We start from the raw sequence: 24,259 nt of genomic DNA on the forward strand, positions 1-24,259 counted from the left end.
CCGGGCGGCCACCAGCCGCCCGGCAAGCTGACAGAACTAGTCGGCGGCGGCGGCGCGGATCAGGCCCCATTCGGTCAGGCGGCGGCGCAGCTCGGCCTCGGCCTTCGGCGTCAGCGGCCAGGCGGAGGGCGGCCGGGTCGGGCCGCAATCATCGCCCAGCATCTGCAGCGCCGCCTTGACCACCGAGACATTGGTGCCGTTGCGCTCCTCGGCGCGCAGCGCCTCGAAGGCCGACATGGTCTCGATCAGCTGCGCGGCGCGCGGATAGTCGCCGGCCTCCAGCGCGGTGTGGATGGCGACGCTGTGCTCCGGCCAGACATTGATCAGGCCGGAGGTATAGCCGCGGGCGCCGACGGCATAGAAGGGCGGCGCCCAGGTCTCGGCCAGCCCGCCGATCCAGGCGATGCCGCTGCCGCGCGTCGCTCGGATGATCTCCCCCAGCCGCAGCGGCGTCGGCGCCGCCCACTTCACCCCGACAACGCCGGGGATCTGGCACAGGGCGATGATGTTGTCGTTGCCGATGCCGTCGTCGCGCAGATAGAGCACGACGGGCAGCCCCTGGCCGGCTTCCGCGATGCGCTGGACATAGGAAATGACGCCGCGCGGGCTGACGAAGGGATCGGGCGGCTGGTGCACCATCAGCGCGCTGGCGCCGGCGGCGCGCGAGGCGCGGGCGAGCGCCACCGCGTCGTTGATGCTGCGGCCGACGCCGGCCAGCAGCGGCACCCGGCCTGCCACCTGCTCGGCGGCGGCGTGCACGGCGGCCTCGGCCTCGGCCGTGGTCATGCCGTAGAACTCGCTGGTATTGCCGTTGGCGACCAGCACATGGACGCCGGCCTGCACCGCGCGGTCCACCACCGGCTTCAGCTTCGGCAGCGCCAGGCTCTCGTCGGCGTTGAAGGGCGTGACCAGGATGCCGGAAATGCCGCCCAGGGCCTTTCTCAGCGCGGGATCGATCGCGGTGGTCATGGTGTCGTTTCCTCTGGCGTGATGGGATCGCCGGTGCCGTCGGCGCGGAGGATGCCGCTGGCGACCAGGGATCGTTCGACATGGGCGCGCATCCGCGCCTCCGCCTGCTTCGGGGCGCCGCGGCGGATGGCGGCGACGATGCCGGCATGCTCGCGCAGCGCGACCGCCGGCTCCTGCGGCGAGCTGCGCAGCGCGCGCAGCCGGCCGAAATGGTCATAGGCACGGATCGCCTGCAGCGAGCGCACCACCAGGCTGTTGCCGGCGATGGCGTTGATCAGGTCGTGGAACCGCTCATTGGCGGCGGTCAGCGCGGCGATGTCGCGCGCCGCCGTCGCCGGGGCCATTTCCCGCAGCTGCTGGCGGAGCGCCGCGACCTCCGTCGGCGTGGCGCGGCGGGCGGCCAGCGCGGCGGCGGCACCTTCAAGGGCGATCCGCACCAGCCCCATTTCCGCCAGCCGCTCCGGGCCGAATTCGGCGACCAGGGTACCGCGGCGCGGGCTGGTGACGACCATGCCCTCGGCTTCCAGCCGGCGCAGCGCCTCGCGCACCGGCTGGGCGGAAATGCCGAGCTGCAGCGCGAGCGAGCGTTCCGAAACCCGCGACCCGCCGGCCAGCGACCCGTCGACGATGGCATCCCGCAGCCGCCGATAGGCCCGGTCGGCGATGGAGAGCAGCTCGTCGGAGGCGAAGGCGGCGAGGGCGGGCGCGCTGGACATGGCCCCTGCCATAGCAGTGGCCGGCCGGGAACTGCAATAGCAGATGGCAGCATGGGTGGCATGGACAGGTTCGCGCTGCGGGCCGATGAAGGGGGGAGGGAAATCCGGGAAGAGAAGGGTCCGCGCCATGGACAGCCTGCCGCTGGTCGCCGCGCCGCTGCTGCGCCGCCAGATCGTCGCCGTCTTCACGCAATGGGGCATGCCGCTGCAGGCCGCCGAAGAGGCCGCCGAGGTGATGGTCGACACCGACCTGCGCGGCGTCGATTCGCATGGCATCGGCATGCTGCCGCACTACCAGCGCTTCTTCGCCAGCGGCGAGCTCGACCCCAAGGCGGTGCCGACGATCCGCCAGGAGCGGCCCTCGACCGCGCTGGTCGATGCGCATCACAGCATCGGCCATACCGCGGCGCTGATGGCGATGCGGCTGGCCATCGCCAAGGCGAAGGACACCGGCGTCGGCGTGGTCGGGGTCTGCGGCTCCAACCATTACGGGGCGGCCGGCTATTACGCGCAGATGGCGGCGCAGGCGGGGCTGATCGGCCTGTCGCTGACCAATGCCTTCACCCCCTTCCTGGTGCCGGTCTTCGGGCGGCAGCCACAGCTTGGCACCAACCCGATCGCCTTCTCGGCGCCGGGCGAGCGGCATCCGCCGGTCTCGCTCGACATGGCGACGACGACCGTGGCCTATGGCAAGGTCTCGATCGCGCGGCGGGCGGGGAAGCGCTTGCCGGAAGGCTGGGCGCTGACCGCCGAGGGCACGCCGGAGCATGATTCCGCCGTGGCCGCGGAGACCAGGTTGCTGGCGCCGCTGGGCGGCAACCGGACGCTCGGCGGCCACAAGGGCTATGGCCTGGCGCTGATGGTGGAGATCCTCTGCGCGACGCTGACCGGCGCCTCGGCCGAGGACCGCATCACCGGCCATTTCTTCCTGGTGCTCGATCCGGGGGCCTTCCGCGACGCCGCCGATTTCCGGGCGGAGCTGGATGCGCTGACCGACCGCATGCGGGCGACCACGCCGGCCGATCCGGCGCAGAAGGTGCTGGTGCCGGGCGACCCGGAATATGCCGCCTTCGCCGAGCGCAGCGTCTCCGGCATCCCGATGACGCCGACGCTGATCGAGGAGGTGCGCCAGGTCTGCCGCGACAGCGGCGCGCCCTTCCTGCTGCTGCCCTAAGCGGGCCGGCTATTCGCGCTCCTGCCCGGTCTCCTTGGGGTCCGGGCCGTTCACCTCCTGCGGCCCGGCGCCGGTGGTCTCCTTGCCGCCGCCGATCCGCTCCAGCAGGCCCAGCGTCAGGGCGCCGAGCAGGAAGCTGCCATAGATTGCCAGCGCCCACATGGTCTCGGCGCTGTCATAGCGGCCGGGGCGCAGGAACATCTGCAGCAGCTGGATGGAGGAGATGGCGACGATGCTGGTGGCCAGCTTGAGCTTCAGGTCGCCGGTGTCGAGCCCGCCCACCCAGTGCATCCGCTCGGCCGCCGCATGCTCCTTCAGCCGCGAGACCAGGCTGTCATAGGAGGAGATGGCGATCATCGCGACCATCGAGGCCACCAGGGCGGAATCCGCCATGTGCAGCAGCTCGAGCAGGTCGTCATTCTCCTGCATCTGGAACAGCTTCTGGGAGAACTCCCAGAGCTTGGTGACGAAACGCAGCGCGTAGAGGCCGAGGGCCACGACCAGCCCCAGGAAGAAGACCGTCAGGATGTGGCGGCTGGCCAGCATGGCCTTGTCGATCAGGGTGAGCATGTCCGGGGTCCCGCGCTGTGCCCCGGTGCCGTGCCGTGGTGGGGCGAGACGGCAATGCTCGAGCCCCGCCTTGGTTCCATCCGCGGCCCCGGCGGGCCTCAATGCCGGGCGGCGAGCCCGGCCAGGATGCGCTGGTTGATGGCGACCAGCAGGTCCAGATTGGGCTGCGGGCGGGCCTGCTCGCGCAGCACGGCGGCGCCCAGCGCGGCCAGGCCCTGGCGCATCGGCAGGGCGAGCGGGCTGGCGGGCTGGCCGACCGCCTGCAGGATGGCGTGCCACAGCCGGTCATTCATGCGCAGCGCCTGCGCCCGGGCCGCCTCGCCATGATGCGCCGCCTGCAGCAGGCCCAGCACCTTCTCGACGGCGGCGGCCTCCTGGGCGCGGGCGGTGGTGGCGGCGGCGGTGGCGAGGGCGGAAAGCGTCATGGGGGCGTCCTGCTTCGGTGATGCGGCGCCGTCTCCGGCGTGGCCTCACTATTGCGGGAGCTTCCTTTCGTGGAGGTAAACGCGGTGCCTCCACGCAGATTTCATGCGGGCGCCGAGACCGGAGCCCCGGCGGCCGCGGGCACCGGCAGGCGGTCGGGTAGGACCCTCCTGCCGGGCAGCACGGAGCGGGGGAAGCCGAGGCTCCCCCCGACCGCGATCACCCCTCGCGGCGGGCGTTCAGCGCCAGCGACAGGCCGCGGCGCTCGACCTTCAGGTTGCGGCGATAGGCGCTGTCGACGAAGTACTGGCCGAGCGGGTAGTAGGGCACTTCCTCGAAGAACTTCGCCTGGATCTTGCGGCAGATCTCCTTCTGCGCCTCGACATTCGGCGCCTCGAACCAGGCGTCGCGCAGGCCCTCGATCTCCGGGCTGCTCGGCCAGCCGAACCAGGCATCCTGGCCATTGGTGCGCAGCAGCGGATGGCCGCCGGGATTGGCCAGGTCCTCGCCGCCGAACAGCACGACGACGGCGCTCCAGCCGCCCTGCTCCAGCGGCTCCTTCTTGGCGCGGCGCTGCAGCATGGTGCCCCAGTCGGAGACGGCGTCCTCGGCCGCCAGCCCGACCTTCTTCAGCATGTCGGTGGCGACGGTGGTCAGCGCGCTGTTGTTGATCTGGTCGCCCGGGTGCAGCACGACGGTGCGGGCGCCGGCCTTGCCGGTGGCAGCCAGCGCCTTCTTCGCCGCATCCAGGTTGCGCGGACCGGTGATGGCGGCCATGCCCTCGTCGCTGGCGAAGCTGGTGCCGAGCGGGAAGGCGCCGACGCCGTCCTTCCACAGGCTGCGATCGCTGAAGATCGAGTTCATGAAGTCGGACTGCACCAGGGCCGGCCAGATGGCGCGGCGCACCGCCGGGTCGTTGAACGGCGCCGTCAGGTGGTTGGGACGCAGCATGGCGACGGTGCCATTGGTCTCGACCCGGTCGACCACCACGTCGCGGCGGCGGCCGAGGATGTCGCGCAGGTCGGGGGCGACGCGCTCCCACCAGTCGACCTCGCCGGACTGCAGCGCGGCGCCGGCGGTGGCCGGGTCCATGATGATGCGCCATTCCAGCCGCTCGAAGCCGGCGATCTTCGGGCCGGCGGTGACGGCGGGGGTGCCGACCGGCGTCGGCACGTAGCGGTCGTACTTCTGGTAGATGACCTGGCTGCCCGACTGCCATTCATTGGCGACGAAGCGGTAGGGGCCGCTGCCCACCACCTCCTTCAGCGGGGTGGTCGCCGGGGTGTTGGCGAAGCGCTCCGGATAGATGAAGCAGGGGTAGGAGGAGGACTTGCCCAGCGCGTCGAGCATGGCGCCGAAGGGCTTCTTCAGCCGCAGCACGAAGCGGCGGTCGTCCAGCACGGCGATCTCGTCGAGACGCGCCGCCAGGGTCTGGCCATGCGTGTCGCGCGTCATCCAGCGCTTGATCGAGGCGACGGCATCCTGGGCGCGGATCTTCTCGCCGTCATGGAAGGTCGGGCCCTCGCGCAGCGTGAAGGTCCAGCGCTTGCCGTCATCCTCGACGACATGGCCCTCGGCCAGCTGCGGCTGCGGGCGGAAGTTGATGTCGAGGCCGTAGAGCGTGTCCCAGCACAGATGGCCGTGGTTGCGCACCGCATAGGAGGTGGTGCTCAGCGGGTCCAGCACGGTCACGTCGGCCTGGGGGATGAAGCGCAGCGTGTGCGCTGCGCTGCCCTGGGCGATGGCGGGGGCCGAGGGCAGCAGCGGCGCGGTGGAGAGCGCGGCGGCGCCGGCCAGGAAGGAACGACGGGAGGCCATGGTCTGGGATCCTCATCTGGGCGTTATCCCGGCCCCGGAGGAGCCGGCGGGGAGGTGGGGCAGGGCGCGGGGTCGCCGCGTCCCGCCGTGCTGGCGGCACTATGCCACAGGAAGCGGCGCGCGTCGCGGGTGCGCCCTGCCAGGACCACGGGGCGCCCGCCCTTCGCGCCTGACCCGGGAACGCCGTGCCAAATACCTGATCCGATGGATTTTTCCTGTCGGAGGCCGCGCCTGCCGGCCCGATGGAGGCCGGCGGGATCGACGGTAGCCGGCTAATGGGACGGCGAAAAAAAGTTCTTCGCGAAAACCACGATCCCGCTGCGGAAGACTCTGTCCCGCTCCGCGATGCGCCCGGCGGCGCATGGCCTTGGTCGCCACGGTCGGCAGGGTCTAAGCTCGGCGCATGGCCGGCGCAGACCGGCTGGGCAGGAAACGGACGGAGACCATCATGATCATCAGACGAGAGGCGCTGGCGCTCGGCGGCGGCGCGCTGGCCACGGGGCTGCTGGCCCGGCCGGCGCTGCTGCGGGCGGAAGCCTGGAAGCCGAGCCGGCCGGTGCGGCTGATCGTGACCTATCCGCCGGGCGGCGTGAACGACATCGTCGGCCGCATCGTCGCCGAGCCGCTGGGCCAGGAGCTCGGCCAGTCGGTGGTGGTGGAGAACCGCGCCGGGGCGGGCGGCAATATTGGCACCCAGGCGGCGCTGCAGGCCGAGGCCGATGGCCACACCATCCTGTTCGGCACCACCGCGATGTTCGGCGTCAATCCGGTGATGTACAAGAGCTCCGGGGTCGATGCCGCGCGCGACTTCGCCTGCCTGGCGACGATCGGCGAGGTCGCCAATGTCCTCTCGGTCGCGCCGAAGCGGATGGCGGCGACGACCCTGGCGGAATTCGTCGCCGAGGCGCGGTCGAAGCCGCTGGTCTATGGCTCGGTCGGCAATGGCAGCTCCTCGCATCTCTCGGCGGTGGTGTTCCTGAAGGCGGCGGGGGTCGAGGCGACGCATGTGCCCTATCGCGGCTCCTCGCCGCTGGTGGCGGCGATGCTGGCGAATGATGTCGATTTCTGCTTCGACACCACGGCGACCTCGACGGCGCATATCCGCGCCGGCGCGCTGCGGCCGCTGGGTGTCACGACGGCGCGGCGGGCCTCGGCGCTGCCGGAGGTGCCGACGCTGCGCGAGGCGGGGGTGAAGGATTACGACCTCGGCATCTGGTTCGGGCTGTTCGTGCCGGTGCGCACGCCCGCCCCGATCTTCGCCGCCCTGCAGAAGGCGCTGCTGGCGACGCGGACGCCGCAGACGACCGAGCGGCTGCAGCGGGCCTTCGTCGATCCCCTGGCGGTGCCGACCGAGGACCTGGCGCGCTGGGTGACGGCGGACAGCGAGCGCTGGCAGAAGATCTCGGTCGAAGCCGGGATCAGGGCCGATTGACAGAAAAAGATGAGGGAGGTCTGGAGGGAGAATTCCTTCTCCCTCCAGCCTTGCTTACTTCTTGTAGATCCCGAGGTTGTTGTACGGCGCGTAGGGCGGAAAGGGCCCGATGGCCTGCATGTCGACCTCGACGAGCGAAGGCCCCGGCGTCTCGCAGGCCTTCCGGAGTGTCGCCTCGAGGTCGGCGGCGCTGGAGACCTTGAAGGCGGGCATCCCGGCCAGGCGGGCCAGCTGCTGGAAATCCGGCCCGTGCAGGTCGCCGAAGAACATCCGCCCTTCCTGCAGCGCGCCCTGGATATGCTTGATGACGCCATAGCCGCGATCGTTCATCAGCAGCACCACGAGCTCGAGCTGCTCTTGCGCCGCGGTGAAGAGCTCGGCCATGTTCATGGCGAAGCCGCCATCGCCGACCATGGCCACCGCCTTGCGGCCGCGCCCGGCCAGTGCCGCACCGATGCCGAAGGGCAGGCCGGGGCCGATGGCGGCGCCGACCGGATGCACCGCGTCATGCGGGCCCTGCACCGGCATGATCCGGTTGCCCCAGCTGCTGTTGTTGAGCGTGATGTCGCGCACCCAGAGCGCGTCGCGGGGCAGGGCGGCGCGCACCGCCTCGGGGAAGCCGGCATAGGGGCCGAGCGTCTCCCGGTACTCGGCGATGGCCTGCCGCTTCGTCTCGCCGAAGTCCCGGGCATAGCCGGGATCGATGGCAAGCCGGCCCTGCAGGCGCCGCGCCAGGCCCTGCAGGGCGCGCTCCGCATCGGCATTGAGGAAGAAGTCGGTGACGTAGCTGCGGCTCTGCGCCGCCGGATCGACGTCGATCTGGTAGAGCGGCCTGGGCAGCTTCAGCGTGAAGTCGAGCGTCTCGTGCCCGCGCAGGCGCGAGCCCACCACCAGCATGGCGTCGACGGATTGGTAGAAGGCCTCGATGCGCGGCGCGCCATTGCCGTGCAGCGCGCCGAAGCTCATCGGATGGTCCTCGGGCACGGTGCCGCGGCCGTTCCAGGAGCTGACCACGCCGAAGCCGAGATCGAGCAGCGCCCGCGCCCCGGCCCCCGCCGCCTTGGCGCCGTTGCCGAGCCAGAGCATCGGCCGACGTGCCTTCGCCAGCAGCTCGGCCAGGGCGTCGAGCGCGGCGGCATCGGGCTCCAGGGGGGCGGGGATCGGCAGGGTCAGGCTGTCGAGCTCGGGCGGGCGCGGGATGGTGGCGCGCTGCAGGTCGATCGGGATTTCCAGTGTCACCGGCCCCCGTGGCGGGGTCAGCGCCAGGGTGGCGGCACGGGTCAGGAAGCCCAGCGCCGCTTCGGCGTTGGGCAGGCGGAACTGCGCCTTGCAGACAGCGGCCAGCATGGCGCTCTGGCCCGGCACGTCATGCACCGGCCCCATGTCGCGGCCGGCGAAGCGGGTGGCGGTCTGGCCGGTGATGTGCAGCACCGGGCTGCCGCCGAAGCGGGCCTCGACCAGCCCGCCCACCGCATTGGCCGCGCCGGGCCCGGTCGAGCTGAACACCACGCCGAGCGCGTTGGCGACCCGCGCATAGGCGTCGGCCATATGCGCCGCCCCCATCTCGTTGCGCGCCATGACGTAGCGGATGGCGTTGCGCCGGCCGATGGCATCCAGCATCGGGATGTTGTGCACCGAGACGATGCCGAAGCAGTCCTGCACGCCGATGCGCGCCAGGAATTCCGCCACCAGGTCGCCCACCGTGTAGCTGCCGCTCATGGCCCTTGCTGCCTCCCCTTGGTTCTTGGGCGGCAGTGGAGCATGGCCGCGCCAGGGTGTCAGCCCGGCCGGTCCGGGGGGCAATGCCGCGGGGCTGTCGTCGACGCGTCCTAGGGGCCGGGGCGCGTGGAGAGGTGGTGGCCGCCGGTCCCGAGTGCTCGGTGGGGCGCGACGGGGCGGCGGATTCGCCGACCCGCGGCGCCGGCGTGCAGGCGGCCAGCAGCAGGGCCAGGGCGGCGATGGCGGCAAGCGGGGTCATGGATGGTCCCTCCCTGGCGGCTTTGTCATCCGGCCCTGGCAATGCCGGCGCCGTCGGAGGGGTTTCCTCGGGCAGGTTTCCTTAAGATGACCTTAAGCTGACGCCGGCACTCGGCCGGCATCGAACCCCCAGCGGAGGCTCTCCCATGGACTTCTTCTCGCCCGGCAGCGTCTGGCCGGCCCGCGCCCTGATGGTGCTGCGCATCGTCACCGCGCTGCTCTTCCTCGCCCATGGCACGCAGAAGCTGCTGGGCTTCCCGGCCTTCCCCAGCGGCAACGGGCCGGCGCCGATGTCGCTGCCCTGGTTCGCCGGGATCATCGAGCTGGTCGGCGGCCTGCTGCTGCTGGTCGGCGTCTTCGTCCGCCCCGCCGCCTTCCTCATGTCGGGCACCATGGCGGTGGCCTATTTCTGGGCGCATGCGCCGCGCAGCTTCTTCCCCGTCAACAATGGCGGCGACGCGGCGGTCCTCTACTGCTTCCTGTTCCTGTATTTCGTCGTCGCCGGCGGCGGGTCCTGGAACGGGTCCAAGGCTGCCGCCCGGCCCTGAGCGGCGGCCCGCGGCGCGGCGCCGGGCCGCGCCGGTTGACGCGCGGCAGGCCGTGGCCCCAGCCTGCCGGTAGAAGCCAAAGGAGGGGTCCGGCATGGCAGCGCCGCCAGCAGCAACGATGAGCGCGGCGGAGGCCATCGCCTCGCGCCGCAGCATCCGCGGCTTCCTACCCAGGCCGGTGCCGCGCGAGACGCTGGAGGCCATCCTGGCGCTGGCCGCGCGGGCGCCCTCTGGCAGCAACATCCAGCCCTGGAAGCTGCATGCGGTGACGAGCGCGCCGCTGGCCCGGCTGAAGGCGGCGCTGGGCGCGGCGCATGCGGCCGGCGAGCCGGCGCAGCGCGAATACGAATACTACCCGACCCGCTGGCGCGAGCCCTATCTCGCCCGCCGCCGCCAGGTCGGCTGGCAGCTCTACGAGCTGGCCGGGGTGGCGCGCGGCGACCGCGAAGGCGGCCTGCGCCAGCAGGGCCGCAACTTCGACTTCTTCGGCGCCCCGGTCGGGCTGGTCTTCACCATCGATGACGATCTCGAGCAGGGCAGCTGGCTCGACTACGGCATGTTCCTGCAGACCATCATGATCGCCGCCCGCGCCGAGGGGCTCGACACCTGCCCGCAGGCCGCCATCGCCAGCTACCCGGCCATCCTGCGCCGCGAGCTCGGCATCCCGGCGCAGGAGACCATCGTCTGCGGCATGGCGCTGGGCTGGGCCGATCCGGCAGAGCCCGCCAACCGCCTGGTCTCGGCGCGGGAGGCGGTGATGGACTTCGTGACCTTTCACGACGGATGACCGCTCGGGCCTGACGTGACCCTCACCGTAAGCTGATCGGCCGGGCTCTCGGCCGTTTCTCGCCGGCCGCCTAGAAGAGGCGGCAGATGGAAGAGGGATGAGCGCCCCGTGCCCGTGCATCAGTCCGGCGACCTGCAGCTGGCCTATCCGTCGGACTGGACCGACCGCAGCATCACCGCCTTCGCCGCGCCGCCGGGTTCCTGGCGGGTGCTGCCGAATTTCGTGGTGACCCGCGACAGCGGCGGCGGCGCCCGCAGCGCGGCCGATTACGCCGACCGCACGCTGGTCGAGCTCGCCCGCCGCCTGCAGGATTTCCAGCTGCTGCGCCGCAGCGCCGTGACGCTGCAGCAGCATGCGGGCATCGACATGATGTTCACCTGGCACAGCGCCGAAGGCCTGCTGCAGCAGCGCCAGGTCATCCTGCTGCTGCCCGATGACAAGGTCTTTTCCATCGTCGCCTCGGCGCTGCAGTCGGACTTCGCGGCGGTCGAGGAGACATTCACCAAGATGTTCGCCAGCCTGCGCTTTCCCGCCGGCTGAGCCATGCCTGAAGCCGCCCGGCTGACCGACCCGATCGCCCACAGCAGCGCCATGGCCGGGCTGCTGGCGGGGGTGGTGGCCGGCGTGGTCATCGCCGCGGCGGCTGTGGCCATCGTCGGCACCGGCGGCGTCGCGGCGGTGGCGATCGGCGCGGGCATCGCCGCCTCCGGCGCCGGCGGCGGGCTGGCCGGCGCCTATATCGGCGAGCTGATCCCGGGCCCGCCCAGCGGCGCCATCATGACCGGCGCCTTCGACGTCTTCACCGGCGGGCTGCCGCAGGCGCGCGCCACGCGCGACATCTCGCCCTGCGCCGGCATCGCCGGCTTCCACGGCACGCCGCTGATCGCCCAGGGCAGCCCCAGCGTCTTCGTCAATGGCTGCATGGCGGCGCGCAAGGGCGACAAGCTGCTCTGCGGCGCCAGCATCGCCGGCGGCTGCGACACGGTGATCATCGGCGGCGCCGCCACCACCGCGCCGGGGCTGGAGATCGCCGACGAGATCCCGCCCTGGCTGCGCAACACGCTGATCGGGGTCGCCGTGGTCGGCACCGTGGTGGCCACCGGCGGCGCGGCGCTGGCGGTGGGCATCGGCCCGGCGCTGGGCGGCCTCGGCGGCGGGCTGCTGGGTAGCGCCGTGTTGGGCAAGGCCGGCGGCGCGGTGGGCGGTGCCATCGGCGCGGAGTTCGGCGCGCCTGAGCTCGGCGCCCGCATCGGCGAGGTGAGCGGCGGCGCGCTGGGCGGCCTGGGCGGCGGCATGCTGGGGAGTGCGGCCGGCCGCGGCCTGGCCGCGCCGAAGCCCGGCGCGACGCCCGAACTGCCGCCCGCCGCGCCGGAAGCCCCGCCGCCCGCGCCGCCGCCGAAGCCGCCCCCGGCGCCGGAGCCGCCGCCCGCCGCCGCCGGCTCCGGCCCGCAGAAGCCGGTGACGGTCAGCCCGAAGCAGGGGCGGCATATCGAGGGCCAGCAGACCGACCCGAAGCGCGGCACCATCACCGCCGATCCGCAGGAGGTGCTGGACACCCATGCCGGCAAGGGCCAACAGGTCGGCAAGATCCCGGTCGGCGAGCCGGGCTCGAAGGAGCGCATCGACACCGGCGACAAGCCGCTGGGCATCTACCGCCACGCCGACGGGCGCGAGGCGGATACGACGCGCGGCATGATCCACTACGGCAAGGACGGCGCGCATATCGTCCCCGCGCGCCCGGAGGGATGGGTTGAATGAGCGGCACCGAACGGCCCGGCGAAGATCCGAATGCCTGGCGCAAGTGGCAGGAGGAGCTCCGCTGGTCGGCCGAGCATGCCCTGGAATATCCGCCCGGGGACCTGCTGGCCTATTCCTGCGCCGTGGTGCCGGGCAGCCGGCGCGCCCTGCTGAAGGCGCATTTCTCGCGCGCCCCCTCGGAGGAGGCGGTCGACGCCATCCAGGCGGTGGAAAGCGAGGTCGCCGCCTACATGCCCGATGATTTCGAGATCGAGACCGAGGTCGAGGTGGTGCCCGCCGGCGCCGCGCCGCGGCTGCTGCCGGCCATCGCCTTCCAGGCCCCGGCCGCCGCCTGACCTTGAATTCCCTTGCGGAAATAAAATGAAGGCGAAGGGCAACCTGCGCTGAAGCAAGACGTTGCGCCGCGTTCACGACAATGTTGGCGATGATCGCCTTGCCTGGATCGCCGAATTCGACAATCGCCAAGTCGAAGTCAAAAACATGCGAGGAATAAATACGTCATCGCCAACTGGGCCTTCGCCATCTTGGCAATGAATGGGACCGGCCTCTACTTTCCGGACCGATTATCGCAAAAGGGAATGCCAATCCATGTCGGTCCAAGCGCGGCGCGTCGTTGCGGTCTTCACCTCGCTCAGCCTGCTCGCCGGCTGCGCCACGCCGCTGACGCGGGAAGGCCGCATCGGCGCCGATGACGGCTCCGACAGCTGCCGCAGCCAGCTGGTCGCCCTCGACAGCACGGGCAATTTCTTCGCCGAGGACATCCTGAAGGGGGCCGCCCTCGGCGCGGTCGGCGGCGCGCTGCTCGGCGGCGCCATCGGGCAGAACTGGCGCGGGGCGGCGATCGGCGCCGCGACCGGCGCGGCGGCGGGGGCGGCGGGCGGCTATCTCTACGCCCAGCAGCAGCGCAACCGGGACCAGGCCAGCCTCTCCGCCTCGATCGCCACCGATCTGGAGCGCGAGAATGCCGAGCTGGACCGCACCCAGCTGGCCTTCGACCAGCTGATGGATTGCCGCTTCCGCCAGGCGCAGACCATCCGCGCCGGCGTCGCCAATGGCACGATCGACCGCGCCACCGGCCAGGCGCAGATGGCGCAGCTGCGCGAGCGCACCCAGCGCGAGATCGCCCTGGCCGAGAGCATCAGCCAGAGCGTCAACAAGCGCGGCGCCGAGTTCGACACCGCGGTCGAGAGCGTGGCGCCGGGCGCGACCAAGAACGTCTCGCGCGACATGGCCTTCCGCAACGCCCAGGTGGCGCGCGCCACGCCGCTGCGGCTGCGCCCCGATGCCGCCTCGCCGGAGATCGGCAATGTCGATGCCCGCAGCGCGGTGAAGGTGCGTCCGGTCAGCGCCAACTACGCCCTGGTCGAGACCGCCTCGGGCCAGCGCGGCTATGTCACCACCGACAGCTTCGCCAACCGCCGCGCCATCGGCACGGCGCCGGTGACGCGCACCGCCGTCTCCGGCGACGCCCGCTCGCTGGCCGCCAGCAACATCGCCCGCCGCGACAACTTCGCGGAGAGCGTGACGCAGGCCAAGACCGCCGCCGCCAGCGGCTTCGAGCTGGCCGCGAGCTGAGCATGCTGCGCCGGCTGCTGCTGGCCTGCTTGCTGATCCTGCCGCTTCCCCTTGCGGGGGCGGCAGGCCAGGGGCTGGCCGAACCACCGCAGCAGCCGATCCTCAGGATCGAGACGGGGGCGCATACCGCCCCCGTCGCGCGTCTGGCGACCGATGCCGCCGGGCGCCTGCTGGCCAGTGTCAGCGACGACAAGACCCTTCGCCTCTGGTCGCTGCCCGATGGCACGCCGCGCGGCGTGCTGCGCCCGCCGATCGGCCCGGCCGAGGAGGGCGAGCTCTATGCCGTGGCGCTCTCCGCCGATGGCAGCCGCGCCTTCGCCGCCGGCAGCACCGGCCGCGCCTGGGACGGCTTCTTTTCGATCTATGTCTTCGACACCCAGACGGGGCGGCTGGCGGCGCGGCTGCCGGGCCTGCCCGCGCCGGTGCAGCATCTGGCGGTCTCACCGGACGGCACGCGGCTGGCCGCGGCGCTGGGCGGGCGCGCCGGCATCCGCGTCTGGGACGCGCGCAGCGGCCGCCCGGTCTTCGAGGATACCTCCTACGGCGGCCCGGCACGGATGCTGGCCTTCGACGCGCAGGGACGCCTGGCCAGCACCGCCGCCGATGGCAAGGTGCGGCTGTACGACGCGCGCGGCCGCAAGATCGCCGAGCGTGCCGTGCTGGCCAATGCGCGGCCCTTCGGCCTGGCGGTCTCGCCGGACGGCACGCTGCTGGCCGTGGGCTTCGAGGACCGGCTGCGCATCGAGGTGCTGGCGCTGCCCGATCTGAAGACCGTCGCCCAGCCCGATGTCACCGGCCTGCAGGGCGAGGGACTGCCGGCGGTCACCTGGGCCAGCGACGGGCGCGGCGGCGTGCAGCTCTATGCCGCCGGCTATGCCCGCAACGAGGGCGCCCCCCAGCCGGCCGCCGCGACCCTGAACAAGCAGGCCGAGGCGCCCGGCGCCGGCGGCCGCGGCATCCGCCCGCCGTCCGCCCAGCCGGAGGCGGCGCGGCCGACCGCCGTGCCGGCGGCGCCTTCCGCCGCCCTGCCGCGCCGCTTCGTCATCCGCCGCTGGGCCGATTTCGGCCTGGGCCCGGCGCAGGACATCGCCGCCGCCCGCGATTCCATCGCGCAGCTGCTGCCGCTGCCGCAGGGCGGGCTGGCCTTCGCCGCCGCCGATCCGGGCTGGGGCCGCATCGCCCCCGATGGCCGCCTGGCGCTGCCGCCGCGCCCCGGCACCGCCGAGTTCCGCGCCACCGGCGACAGCCTGGCGGTCAGCGAGGACGGCATGCAGCTGCGCTTCGTGGCGCGCGCCGACCTGCCGCCGCTGGCCTTCGATGTCGCCAGCGGCCAGCTCGGCCGGGCGCCACAGGATGCCTCGATGACCGGCGGCTCGGAAAGCGGTCCGGGCATCCGGCTGACGCAATGGCGCAATTCCAGCCAGCCGCGGCTGAACGGCCGCCCGCTGGCGCTGGGCGAGGGCGAGTTCGCCCGCAGCGTCGCGGTGCTGCCGGACGGTTCCGGCTTCCTGCTCGGCACCGACACGCATCTCCGCCTGTTCGATGCGCGCGGTTCCCTGCTGGATGCGCTGCCGGGACCGGGGGCGACCTGGGGCCTCGCCCTGGCCGGCCATGGCAGTCTGGCGGTCGCGGCGCATGCGGATGGCACGCTGCGCTGGTACGGCCTGGCCGGCCAGAAGATTGCCGAGCGCGCCGCCTTCTTCCTGCAGCCATCCTCGCTGCGCTGGGTGATGTGGACGCCGGAGGGGCTGTTCGACCATGCCGCCTCGGGCGGCCAGGAGCTGGTCGGCGTGCATCTGAACGAGGGCCGCGCGGCGACGCCGGAATGGGCCAGCTTCCAGCAGGCCTATCGCGCGCTCTATGCGCCGGCGGCGGTGCGGGCGCGGGTCAGCGGCGAGATGCCGCGGGCCGATGTCCTGGCCGGGCTGCGCGCGAAGATCGGCCACACGCCGCTGGCCCGCGCCGGCGAGATCTGCGCCGTGCTGCCCGATGGCAGCTGCCCGGCGCTGGACTGGCAGGCGGCGGTGCTGCCGGCCGAGGCCACCGCGCTGCGCTTCAGCGTGCTGCCGCAGGATCGCGGCCTCGGGCTCGGGCCGCTCGACGTGCTGCTGAACGGGCGCATCGCGGCGCGGATCGACGCGCCGCGGATGGTGGCCGATGCCGGAGGAGGCTCGGGGACCCGCGCCGAGGCCACGCCGTTCCAGGCGGAGGTGCCGCTGGACCCGGGGCCGAACACCGTCACCACGCGGCTCTACGCCGCCGACCGGGCGCTGTTCTCGGAAGGCCCGGGGCTGGAGCTGCGGCGCGAGGGCCAGGCAGCGCCGCCGCCCGGGGCCGGGCGTCTCGTCGTGCTGGCCGTCGGCGTCAACGATTATGGCGATGCCGCGCGCAACCTGCGCTATGCCGTGCCAGATGCGCGGACGGTGGTGGAGGCGCTGCGCACCGGCAGCGCCGGGCTGTTCGAAGGTGTCGACACCACGCTGCTGCTGGATGCCGAGGCCTCGCGCGAGGGCGTGCTGAAGGCGCTGGCCGATGCCGCCCGCCGCGTCCGCCCGCAGGATACTTTTGTTTTCTATGTCGCCGGCCACGGGGTGCGGGTCGAGGATAACGGGCGGTTCCTGTTCCTGCCGGCCGATATCGGCGCGCCGCGCAGCATGGCGGAAGCGGCGCGGCGCGCGATCGACGACGACGCGCTGATCGCGGCGCTGGCCCGCATCCGCGCGCGGGACGGATTCCTGCTCATCGACACCTGCTATGCGGGCCAGATTGCGCTCGACAGCCTGTCCGCGCTGGGCAACGAGACCGGCCGCTTCCTGCTGGCGGCGGCGTCCTCGGTGCAGGAGGCGCTGGACAGCTATGACGACCGCAACGGCGTTTTTGCCTATGCGCTGCGCGAGGGGTTGCAGGGCCGTGCCGCGCGCGACGAGGATGGCCGGGTGAGCGCGCTGGCCCTGGGCGAGTATGTCTCGCGCCGCGTGCCCGAGCTGGCGGCCGAGAAGCGCCATCGCCAGAATGCGGTGTTCCGCACCGCAACACGCGACCTGCGCAGCTTCCCCATGGCGCAGGTCGCGAAATAGCCAACGGACAGAAAGAGAAGGGGGCGCGGGGGAATTCCTTCCCCCGCAGCTTGCCTGTTTGAGCGGGTGATTCACGCCTTTCGACGCGTCCGCCTCAGGCGATCACCCGCTACACGCGAATGATGTCGCGATGCATCCGGGCGAAGGCGCGCACATCCTGCACCTTCACCATGGTCAGTGCTTGGCGCCAGTGCCGGCGCATGTCCGGGATGAAGAGCTGGATGACATTGCGGTTGCCGCTATAGCCCTTTCCCGCATCGACGCCGTTGCGGCCGAGATAGCGCCCGGTGATCTCCACCGGCCGCCCGCGCCCTTCATAGGCATCGATCGGCGCCTGGAAGACGGCGGTGATCACCACATCCGCGTGGCTCCACTCCCAGGGCACCGCCAGGTAGTGGCGCGCCATCTGCGACAGGTTCATCCCCGTCGCCGCGCAGCCCTCCATGATCTTGTGCAGCTGGTCGTATTCGATCCACCAGCCGCCGCCCATCTTGGCATCGTCCGAGCCATTGGCATCGGCGAAGCGGTAATAGACGGTGCGGCCCTGGTAGAGGCGGGTGCGGTTGGGCTCCTCGATGCCGCCATTGCGCTCGACGGCGGTGCCGTGCTGCGGCCGGCCGTACCAGTCTTCGGTGTTGAAGCCCTTGGCGCGCAGCAGCCAATGGGGCTGGTGGAAGGCTTCCTCGTTCAGCGCCTGCATGCAGCGCACCTCCGCGGCGATGGAATGCCCGTCTCTAGGCCGGCGCCTCCCGCCCCGCCAAGCCGGCCGGCCGCCGCTTCACGTCGTTGTCGGCGACAGGGTCGATCAAGAAAGCGTTTTCTCGCAACGGGGGTGGTGCCCCTCCCTTTTCGCGAATGATCGTGACAGAAAGCAGGTGGTCGGCGCCCGGGGCGCGGCCCGACCAGGAGGAGAGCTGCCATGTCGGCCGGTTTCGTTCAGGCAGACCGCCTGCTGCAGATGACGACGCCGCTCGGCCCGGATGTGCTGGTGCTGCGCGCGCTGGAGGTGACCGAGGCGATCGGCCAGCTCTTCACCATCGAGGCGGAGGCGATGTCGGAACGCGACGACATCCGCGCCGAGGAGCTGATCGGCCGCGGCATCACCTGCACCGTGCAGGCGCCGGGCCGCGAACCGCGCCACTTTCACGGGCTGGTGCAGGGTTTCTCCCGCGCCGGCGACTATGGGCGGGGAACGAGCCTGTACCGGATCACCGCGGTGCCGCGGCTGTGGCAGCTCAGCCGCACCGCCGATTGCCGCATCTTCCAGAACCAGAGCGCCCAGCGCATCGTGCAGACGCTGCTGGAGGAAGGGCATGTCAGCCCGGTGCGCTTCGGCAACCTGCCCTCGGCGCCGCGCAACTACTGCGTGCAGTGGAACGAGACCGACCTGGATTTCGTGCAGCGCCTGCTGGACGAGGTCGGCGCCGGCTATTTCTTCCGCCACGAGATGGGCGAGCACACGCTGCACGTCACCGGCGCCAATGCCGATTTCCCGGCCATTCCCTGCCCGCCGGTGACCAACCGGCCGGGTGCCGAGAATGGCGGGCCGGACAGCGTCTGGGGCTGGACGGCGGCGGTCGAGCAGCGGCCGGGCAAGTCGGAAGCGGTCGACTTCGACCAGCTGCGCCCCGGCGCGCTGCTGAAGGCGCAGGCCAGCACGGTGATGAGCACCTCGGCCGCCGAGGCCGAGATGTATTCCTGGCCCGGCAACCAGACGGCGCGCCCCGATGCCGATCCGGCGCGGCTGCAGATGGAGCGCGACGAGGCCGCGGCCGAGCGGGTCCGCGCCGAGGGTGGCGAGCCCGCCATCTTCGCCGGCGGAAGGCTGCAGGTGGCGCCGGCGCTGGGTGCTGCGCCGGTGCCCTGGCTGGTGACCAGCGTGGTGCACCGCGCCCGCGACGACAGCCATATCGCCGGCGGCAGCAGCAGCCATTACGGCAATTCCCTGGTGCTGATCCCGGCCGAGCGCACCTGGCGCGGGGCGGCGGCGCATCCGCGCCCGACCATGCCCGGCCTGCAATCGGCCATCGTCACCGGCCCGCAGGGCGGCGAGATCCATTGCGACGAGCATGGAAGGGTGAAGGTGCATTTCCACTGGGACCGCGCCGGGCCGAGGAGCGACGGCTCCTCCTGCTGGGTGCGGGTGGCGCAGCCCTGGGGCGGCGCCTGGGGCGGCACCTGGTTCCTGCCGCGCGTCGGCGACGAGGTGCTGGTCGGCTTCATGGATGGCGATCCGGACAAGCCGGTCGTCATCGGCAGCCTCTACAACGACGTCGCGCGGCATCCGCATGCGCTGCCGGGCAACATGACGCAGAGCTGGATCACCTCGCGCTCCTCGAAGGGCGGCGGGCCGGAGAATGCGAACATCCTCCGCATGGAGGACAAGATGGGCGCCGAGGAACTCTACCTGCAGGCGGAGAAGGACATGAACGTCCTGGTGCGCGACAACCGCGACACCACCCTGCAGCGCGGCAACGAGACGCTCACGGTGCAGAAGGGCGACATCGCCGTCACCGCCGAGCAGGGCAAGATCGCCATCGAGGCGATGCAGTCGATCACGCTGACCGTCGGCGGCTCGAAGATCACCATCGACCCGACCGGCATCACCCTGGAGGCGACGCTGATCACCGCCCGCGCCGGCGGCACCGCCCGCATCGAGGCGCCGCTGATCCAGGAGGAGGCGTCGGGCTCGATGATCCTCAAGGGCGGCATCGTCCACATCAACTGACGCCAAGCCCCGCCATGACCCCCCCCCATCCCGGCAAGCTCGGCGGCGCCGTCGCCCCGCTGCTGCCCTGGCTGGCGCTCGACGCCGACGGCCAGGCCTGCCTGCGCGGCGCTGCCGACGCGGCCGAGGGGGTGGCGCGGCTGGAGCGGCAGGGACGGGTGACCGATGCCCTGCGGCTGGCCGCCTATGCGCTGCCGAAGCGCGAGGCGGTGTGGTGGGCCTGCATGGCCGCCCGCGCCACGCCACCGCGCGCCCTGGTGCCGCTGGAGGCCGAGGCCCTGCAGGCGGCCGAATCCTGGGTGCGCCGCGCCGACGAGGCGGTGCGCCACCGCTGCATGGCGCTGGCCATGGAATCCGGCTGCCGCGGGCCCGAGGCCTGGGCCGCCATCGCCGCCTTCTGGTCCGGCCGCTCGATCGCGCCGCCGGGCGCCGCGCCGGTGGCGCCGGCCGCGCATCTGACCGGCGTCGCGGTGACCGGCGCCCTCGCCCTGGCCGCGGTGCGCGGCGACCCGGCGCGCGCGGCGGCGCGCCACGAACGTTTTCTCTCGGCGCTGCGCGACATCGCGGCGGGCGGTGCCGGGCGCCTGTCGGTGGAGGAACCCGCATGGAGCTGACCCTTTCCGTCCTCCGCTGCCCCGACAGCGCGGTGCCCGAGACGCGCCAGGCGCGCGGCGACTTTTCCATCGGCCGGGGGGCCGGGAATGACTGGGTGCTGGCCGATCCGGACCGCGTGCTGTCGAAGCGGCATTGCGTCCTCGAGTTCCGCGCCGGCGGCTGGCAGATCCGCGACCTCTCGACCAATGGCTGCTTCCTGAACGGGGCGGCGGCCCCGGTCGGGCGCGACAGAACCGCGCCGCTGGCCGATGGCGACCGGCTGCGGCTCGGCGCCTGGGAGATCGAGCTGCGCGTCGCCGCCGGGGCAGGGGCCTCGTCGCCCGGCAGCGCCTGGGGCGGTGGCGATCCCTTCGCCGCGCCGCCGCCGTCCGGCCCGGCCGCGCCGCCGCTGCCCTTCGGCGGGCCGCCGCCGGGCGCCGCGCTGGACCCGCTCTTCGATCCGATGGCGGCCGCCCCGCCGCCGCGCCGCCCCTTCGGCGAGACCGGGCCCGAGGCGCCCGACCCCTTCGGCGAGGGCGAGGCGCCGATGCCCGACCACCGGCCCTCGGCGCATGACGCCTTCACCCCGCCGCCGACGCGCAGCGCCAGCCTGATCCCGGATGACTGGGACCTGGACCTGCCGGCCGCGGCGCCGCCGCCGCTGGCGCAGCCGGTATCCCCGTTTCCGTCCGCGCCGCCCGCGCCACCGCCCGCCGCGCCGCTGCCCTTCGTGGCAGCGGAACCGCCGCCGCCGCCTGCTGCCCCGCCGCCCGCCCCGCAGCCCACCCCCGTGCCGCCAGCCCCGCCGGGCGGCGAGGCGGCGGCGCTGGCCGCCTTCCTGCAGGGTGCCGGCCTGCCGCCGCATGCGCTGACCGGGGCCGATGCCGCGGCCGCCCTGCGCGCCGCCGGCGCCGTGACGCGGGTGGCCGTCGCCGGGATCCGCGCCTTGCTGATCGCGCGGGCCGATATCAAAAGAGAATTCCGCATCGAGCAGACCATGCTGCGCGTGGCGGGCAACAATCCGGTGAAATTCGCTGCCTCCGACCTGGCCGCGCTGCAGGCGCTGCTGAGCGATCCGGAGAGCGGCGCGCTGGAGGAGACGGTGGCCGACCTCGCCGCGCATCAGGCAGCGACCCTGGCGGCGACCCAGGCGGCGGCGCGGGCCCTGCTGTCGCGGCTGTCGCCGGCGCCGCTGGAAGCCGCCGATACCGGCGGCGGGCTGATGCCAGGCGCGAAGGAGAAGCGGCTGTGGGAGGCCTACAAGGCCCTGCACCGCCAGACCGTCGCGCAATTCGACGATGATTTCGACAGCGCCTTCGGCAAGGCCTTCGCCCGGGCCTATGAGGATGCGGCGCCAGGACGAGGAGGGCGGGACTAGCCATGGTCTGGACCGACAAGGTCGTCTGGCAGGAAGGCATGTTCCTGCGCGCCCAGCATTTCCAGCAGCAGGACCGCTATCTGGAGCATCTGGTGCAGGCGCGCTCCGCGCCGCTGCGCCCGCATCCCTGGGGCCTGACCGAGCTGTCGCTCGATCGCGACCTGCTGGCGGCGGGGAAATTCGCCATCGCCAATGCCGCCGGCGTGCTGGAGGATGGCACGCCCTTTGCCATCCCCGGCACCGCCGACCAGCCGCCGCCGCTCGATCTTCCCGAGGGCACGCGCAACCAGGTGGTCTATCTCGCCGCGCCGATCCGCCAGCCGGGCAGCCCGGAGGTGGCCTTCGGCGAGATGCCGGAGCTGTCCGGCGCACGCTACGGGCTGCGCAGCTTCGACGCCTTCGACACCCATTCCGACAGCACCCAGCCGGCGGAGCTGCAGGTCGGCCGCCCGCGACTGCGCTTCCTGCTGGAGGGCGAGGAGCGGGCGGGCTTCACCTGCCTCGGCCTCGCCCGCATCGTCGAGGTGCAGAGCGACCGCCGCGTCATCGTCGATGAGCGCTTCATCCCGCCCTGCCTGCGCGTCTCCGCCTGGCCTGCCATCGGCAACCTGGCGCCGGAGCTGGTCGGCATGCTGGGTCAGCGCGCCGAGGCGCTCGCCGCCCGCCTGTCGCAGCCCGGCGCCCGCGGCGTCGCCGAGGTCGCCGATTTCCTTCTCCTGCAGACGCTGAATCGCTGGCTGCCGCTGCTGGCCCACTGGTCGGATGCCGGGAACATCCACCCTGAGGCGCTGTTCTCCGTCCTGGTGCAGATGGCCGGCGAGCTCGCCACCTTCACCGATCCGGGGCGGCGCGCACGGCCCTATCCGGCCTATCGGCATGACGATTTGCAGCGCGCCTTCTCGCCGGTCGTTGCCGATCTGCGCCGCGCGCTGTCCATGGTGCTGGAGACCAATGCGGTCGCCATCTCGCTGCAGGAACGCCGCCACGGCGTGCGCGTCGGCCCGCTGATGGATCGCAGCCTGCTGCGCGCCAGCCAGTTCGTGCTGACGGTGCAGGCGGAAGTGCCGGGCGAGCAGCTGCGCCGCCTCTTCCCCAACCAGGTCAAGATCGGCGCCGTCGAGCATATCCGCGAGCTGGTCAATGTCGCGCTGCCCGGCATCGCGGTGCGGCCGCTGCCGGTCGCACCCCGGCAGATCCCCTTCAATGCCGGGGCGACCTATTTCGAGCTCGATCGCGGCAGCCCGCATTGGCAGCAGATGCAGGCCTCGGGCGGCTTCGCCATCCATGTCTCGGGTGAGTTCCCCGGCTTGCAGATGGAGCTCTGGGCGATCCGCGGATGAGCGACAACCCCTTTTCCGAACCGGAAGACGAGGCCGACCGCACCATCATCCGCGGCCCGCAGCCGCGCGCGCCGCAGCACGCTTCCGGCGGTGCGCTGCCCTTCGCCGCCCCGGGCGCCATGCCCGCCATGGCCGCGCCCGCCAGCGCCGCCGCGCGGGAGATCGAGGCGTTGCCGCGCACCGGCACTTCGCCGCTGGCCGCCGCCGCCGCGCCGCTGCTGGAGCTGCTGGCCCAGCTGAGCCAGGCCACCCATGTCGCCGACCCGGAGGCGCTGCGCCAGGGCGCCATCCGCGCGCTGCGGCAGTTCGAGGCCGAGGCCCGCGCGGCGGACACCAGCCCCGACCAGCTGCGCGCCGCGCATTACGCGCTCTGCGCGGCGCTGGACGATGTGGCGCTGGCCACCCCCTGGGGCCCGCCCAGCCCCTGGGGGGCGCAGTCGCTGGTCTCCTCCTTCCACCAGGAGGTGCGCTCGGGCGAGCGCTTCTTCGACCTGCTCTCGGGGATGCAGCGCGATCCGGGACGCTACCGGCACGCGCTGGAAGTGGCCTATCTGACCCTCGCCTTGGGCATGCAGGGCCGCTACCGCCTGGCGCGTGGCGGCGGCATGGAGCTCGACCGCATCCGCGAGGGGCTGTTCCAACTTCTCGCCCAGCTGCGCGGGCCATTCGAAAGAGAGCTGTCGCCGCATTGGCGCGGCGTCACCGCGCCGCACACCCCGGCGCGGCGCCAGGTGCCGGCCTGGGTGGCGCTGCCGGTGGCGCTGGCTCTGCTCGGCTTCGGCTATCTGTTTCTCAGTTTCGACCTGAATGCGCGCTCCGACGATCTCTTCGCGCGCCTTGCCGGATTGCCGCCCGGCAAGCCGCCGGAGATCGCCCGCAGCGCCCCCCCGGTGCCGCCCGCGCCGCCGCCACCCCCGCCGCCCAGCGCCGCGCCGCCGCGCCCGACGCTGGCCGCGCGATTGAGGGAATTCCTGGCGCCCGAGATCGCCCAGGGCCTGGTCACCGTCACCGGCGATGCCCAGCGCACCATGGTCCGCATCAAGGGCACCGGCATGTATGCCTCGGGCTCCGCCGCGCTGAACGACCGCTTCGCGCCGCTGCTGCGCCGCATCGGCCAGGCCATCGCCGAGGAGGATGCGGCCCGCACCCAGATCCTCGGCCACTCCGACAACCAGCCGATCCGCACTGTGCGTTTTCCGTCGAACTTCCACCTGTCCCAGGCCCGCGCCGAGGCGGCATTGGAAGAGATCCGCCGCGCTTCCGGGCTGGAGGCCGCGCGCTTCCAGGCCGAGGGCCGCGGCGACAGCGAGCCGGTCGGCGACAACCGCACCCCGGAGGGCCGCGAGGCCAACCGCCGCATCGAGGTGCTGGTGCTGAACCGGCGGGAGAATTGAG

Annotated in this window: 21 protein-coding genes; 14 read left to right on the forward strand and 7 right to left on the reverse strand. The window is 72.5% G+C overall.

Annotated features, from left to right (window positions below; all coding sequences use genetic code 11):
* Nucleotides 1-36: 36 nt before the first annotated feature.
* Both WFI16_RS08620 and WFI16_RS08625 read right to left on the reverse strand, forming a co-directional pair.
* Entirely contained in the window at nucleotides 37-969 is a 933-nt protein-coding gene (locus WFI16_RS08620) for a dihydrodipicolinate synthase family protein (RefSeq protein ID WP_419897411.1), read from the reverse strand.
* Nucleotides 966-1,685 carry a GntR family transcriptional regulator gene (locus WFI16_RS08625; RefSeq protein ID WP_419897412.1) on the reverse strand — a complete coding sequence of 240 codons (720 nt, stop codon included), beginning with the start codon at nucleotides 1,683-1,685 and terminating at the stop codon, nucleotides 966-968. Before WFI16_RS08625 ends, WFI16_RS08620 begins: the two co-directional genes overlap by 4 nt.
* Nucleotides 1,686-1,812: 127 nt before the next feature.
* On the opposite strand from WFI16_RS08625, the gene WFI16_RS08630 reads away from it, so the two are divergent.
* Entirely contained in the window at nucleotides 1,813-2,859 is a 1,047-nt protein-coding gene (locus WFI16_RS08630; protein ID WP_419897413.1) for an Ldh family oxidoreductase, read from the forward strand.
* Between the two features lie 9 nt (nucleotides 2,860-2,868).
* Here WFI16_RS08630 and WFI16_RS08635 read toward each other — a convergent pair whose 3' ends face one another.
* From WFI16_RS08635 to WFI16_RS08645, 3 genes are all read right to left on the reverse strand, one after another.
* Complete coding sequence (locus WFI16_RS08635) at nucleotides 2,869-3,429, reverse strand: YqhA family protein (RefSeq protein WP_419897414.1); 561 nt, start codon at nucleotides 3,427-3,429, stop codon at nucleotides 2,869-2,871.
* 98 nt (nucleotides 3,430-3,527) lie between these two features.
* Complete coding sequence (locus WFI16_RS08640; RefSeq protein WP_419897415.1) at nucleotides 3,528-3,854, reverse strand: flagellar biosynthesis regulator FlaF; 327 nt, start codon at nucleotides 3,852-3,854, stop codon at nucleotides 3,528-3,530.
* Nucleotides 3,855-4,071: 217 nt separating this feature from the next.
* Nucleotides 4,072-5,670: an ABC transporter substrate-binding protein gene (locus WFI16_RS08645; RefSeq protein ID WP_419897416.1), complete on the reverse strand. Its 1,599-nt coding sequence runs from the start codon at nucleotides 5,668-5,670 to the stop codon at nucleotides 4,072-4,074.
* A gap of 448 nt (nucleotides 5,671-6,118) precedes the next feature.
* Here WFI16_RS08645 and WFI16_RS08650 point away from each other — a divergent pair, with 448 nt between their 5' ends.
* Complete coding sequence (locus WFI16_RS08650; RefSeq protein WP_419897417.1) at nucleotides 6,119-7,102, forward strand: Bug family tripartite tricarboxylate transporter substrate binding protein; 984 nt, start codon at nucleotides 6,119-6,121, stop codon at nucleotides 7,100-7,102.
* A 54-nt stretch (nucleotides 7,103-7,156) separates the two neighbouring features.
* Here WFI16_RS08650 and WFI16_RS08655 read toward each other — a convergent pair whose 3' ends face one another.
* Complete coding sequence (locus tag WFI16_RS08655) at nucleotides 7,157-8,821, reverse strand: thiamine pyrophosphate-binding protein (RefSeq protein WP_419897418.1); 1,665 nt, start codon at nucleotides 8,819-8,821, stop codon at nucleotides 7,157-7,159.
* 404 nt (nucleotides 8,822-9,225) lie between these two features.
* Here WFI16_RS08655 and WFI16_RS08660 point away from each other — a divergent pair, with 404 nt between their 5' ends.
* From WFI16_RS08660 to WFI16_RS08690, 7 genes are all read left to right on the forward strand, one after another.
* On the forward strand, nucleotides 9,226-9,627 hold the full coding sequence (locus tag WFI16_RS08660; protein ID WP_419897419.1) for a DoxX family protein: 402 nt from the start codon (nucleotides 9,226-9,228) through the stop codon (nucleotides 9,625-9,627).
* Between the two features lie 118 nt (nucleotides 9,628-9,745).
* On the forward strand, nucleotides 9,746-10,414 hold the full coding sequence (locus WFI16_RS08665) for a nitroreductase (RefSeq protein ID WP_419897420.1): 669 nt from the start codon (nucleotides 9,746-9,748) through the stop codon (nucleotides 10,412-10,414).
* Between the two features lie 108 nt (nucleotides 10,415-10,522).
* Nucleotides 10,523-10,954, forward strand: coding sequence for a DcrB-related protein (locus WFI16_RS08670; RefSeq protein WP_419897421.1), 432 nt, complete (start codon nucleotides 10,523-10,525; stop codon nucleotides 10,952-10,954).
* Nucleotides 10,955-10,957: 3 nt separating this feature from the next.
* The gene (locus tag WFI16_RS08675; protein ID WP_419897422.1) at nucleotides 10,958-12,172 is read left to right on the forward strand and encodes a PAAR domain-containing protein; all 1,215 of its coding nucleotides are present in this window, start codon (nucleotides 10,958-10,960) and stop codon (nucleotides 12,170-12,172) included.
* Nucleotides 12,169-12,507 (forward strand): hypothetical protein, encoded by a 339-nt coding sequence (locus tag WFI16_RS08680; protein WP_419897423.1) that lies wholly within the window; start codon nucleotides 12,169-12,171, stop codon nucleotides 12,505-12,507. Before WFI16_RS08675 ends, WFI16_RS08680 begins: the two co-directional genes overlap by 4 nt.
* A gap of 253 nt (nucleotides 12,508-12,760) precedes the next feature.
* Nucleotides 12,761-13,747, forward strand: coding sequence for a YMGG-like glycine zipper-containing protein (locus WFI16_RS08685; protein WP_419897424.1), 987 nt, complete (start codon nucleotides 12,761-12,763; stop codon nucleotides 13,745-13,747).
* A gap of 2 nt (nucleotides 13,748-13,749) precedes the next feature.
* Nucleotides 13,750-16,824, forward strand: coding sequence for a caspase family protein (locus WFI16_RS08690; RefSeq protein ID WP_419897425.1), 3,075 nt, complete (start codon nucleotides 13,750-13,752; stop codon nucleotides 16,822-16,824).
* A gap of 109 nt (nucleotides 16,825-16,933) precedes the next feature.
* Here WFI16_RS08690 and WFI16_RS08695 read toward each other — a convergent pair whose 3' ends face one another.
* Nucleotides 16,934-17,524, reverse strand: coding sequence for a hypothetical protein (locus WFI16_RS08695; protein ID WP_419897426.1), 591 nt, complete (start codon nucleotides 17,522-17,524; stop codon nucleotides 16,934-16,936).
* A 219-nt stretch (nucleotides 17,525-17,743) separates the two neighbouring features.
* On the opposite strand from WFI16_RS08695, the gene WFI16_RS08700 reads away from it, so the two are divergent.
* The 5 genes from WFI16_RS08700 to tssL are packed head-to-tail and all read left to right on the forward strand — an operon-like array spanning nucleotide 17,744 to nucleotide 24,258.
* The gene (locus tag WFI16_RS08700; protein ID WP_419897427.1) at nucleotides 17,744-19,552 is read left to right on the forward strand and encodes a type VI secretion system Vgr family protein; all 1,809 of its coding nucleotides are present in this window, start codon (nucleotides 17,744-17,746) and stop codon (nucleotides 19,550-19,552) included.
* Between the two features lie 14 nt (nucleotides 19,553-19,566).
* The gene (locus WFI16_RS08705) at nucleotides 19,567-20,166 is read left to right on the forward strand and encodes a DUF6931 family protein (protein ID WP_419897428.1); all 600 of its coding nucleotides are present in this window, start codon (nucleotides 19,567-19,569) and stop codon (nucleotides 20,164-20,166) included.
* Entirely contained in the window at nucleotides 20,157-21,524 is a 1,368-nt protein-coding gene (gene tagH / locus WFI16_RS08710; RefSeq protein ID WP_419897429.1) for a type VI secretion system-associated FHA domain protein TagH, read from the forward strand. Before WFI16_RS08705 ends, tagH begins: the two co-directional genes overlap by 10 nt.
* Nucleotides 21,525-21,526: 2 nt before the next feature.
* Complete coding sequence (gene tssK / locus WFI16_RS08715) at nucleotides 21,527-22,864, forward strand: type VI secretion system baseplate subunit TssK (protein WP_419897430.1); 1,338 nt, start codon at nucleotides 21,527-21,529, stop codon at nucleotides 22,862-22,864.
* Complete coding sequence (tssL, locus tag WFI16_RS08720; protein WP_419897431.1) at nucleotides 22,861-24,258, forward strand: type VI secretion system protein TssL, long form; 1,398 nt, start codon at nucleotides 22,861-22,863, stop codon at nucleotides 24,256-24,258. Before tssK ends, tssL begins: the two co-directional genes overlap by 4 nt.
* Nucleotide 24,259 lies beyond the last annotated feature (1 nt).

The sequence above is a fragment of the Roseomonas sp. USHLN139 genome (assembly GCF_037145735.1).
In the GTDB taxonomy this organism is placed as follows: Bacteria; Pseudomonadota; Alphaproteobacteria; order Acetobacterales; family Acetobacteraceae; genus Pseudoroseomonas.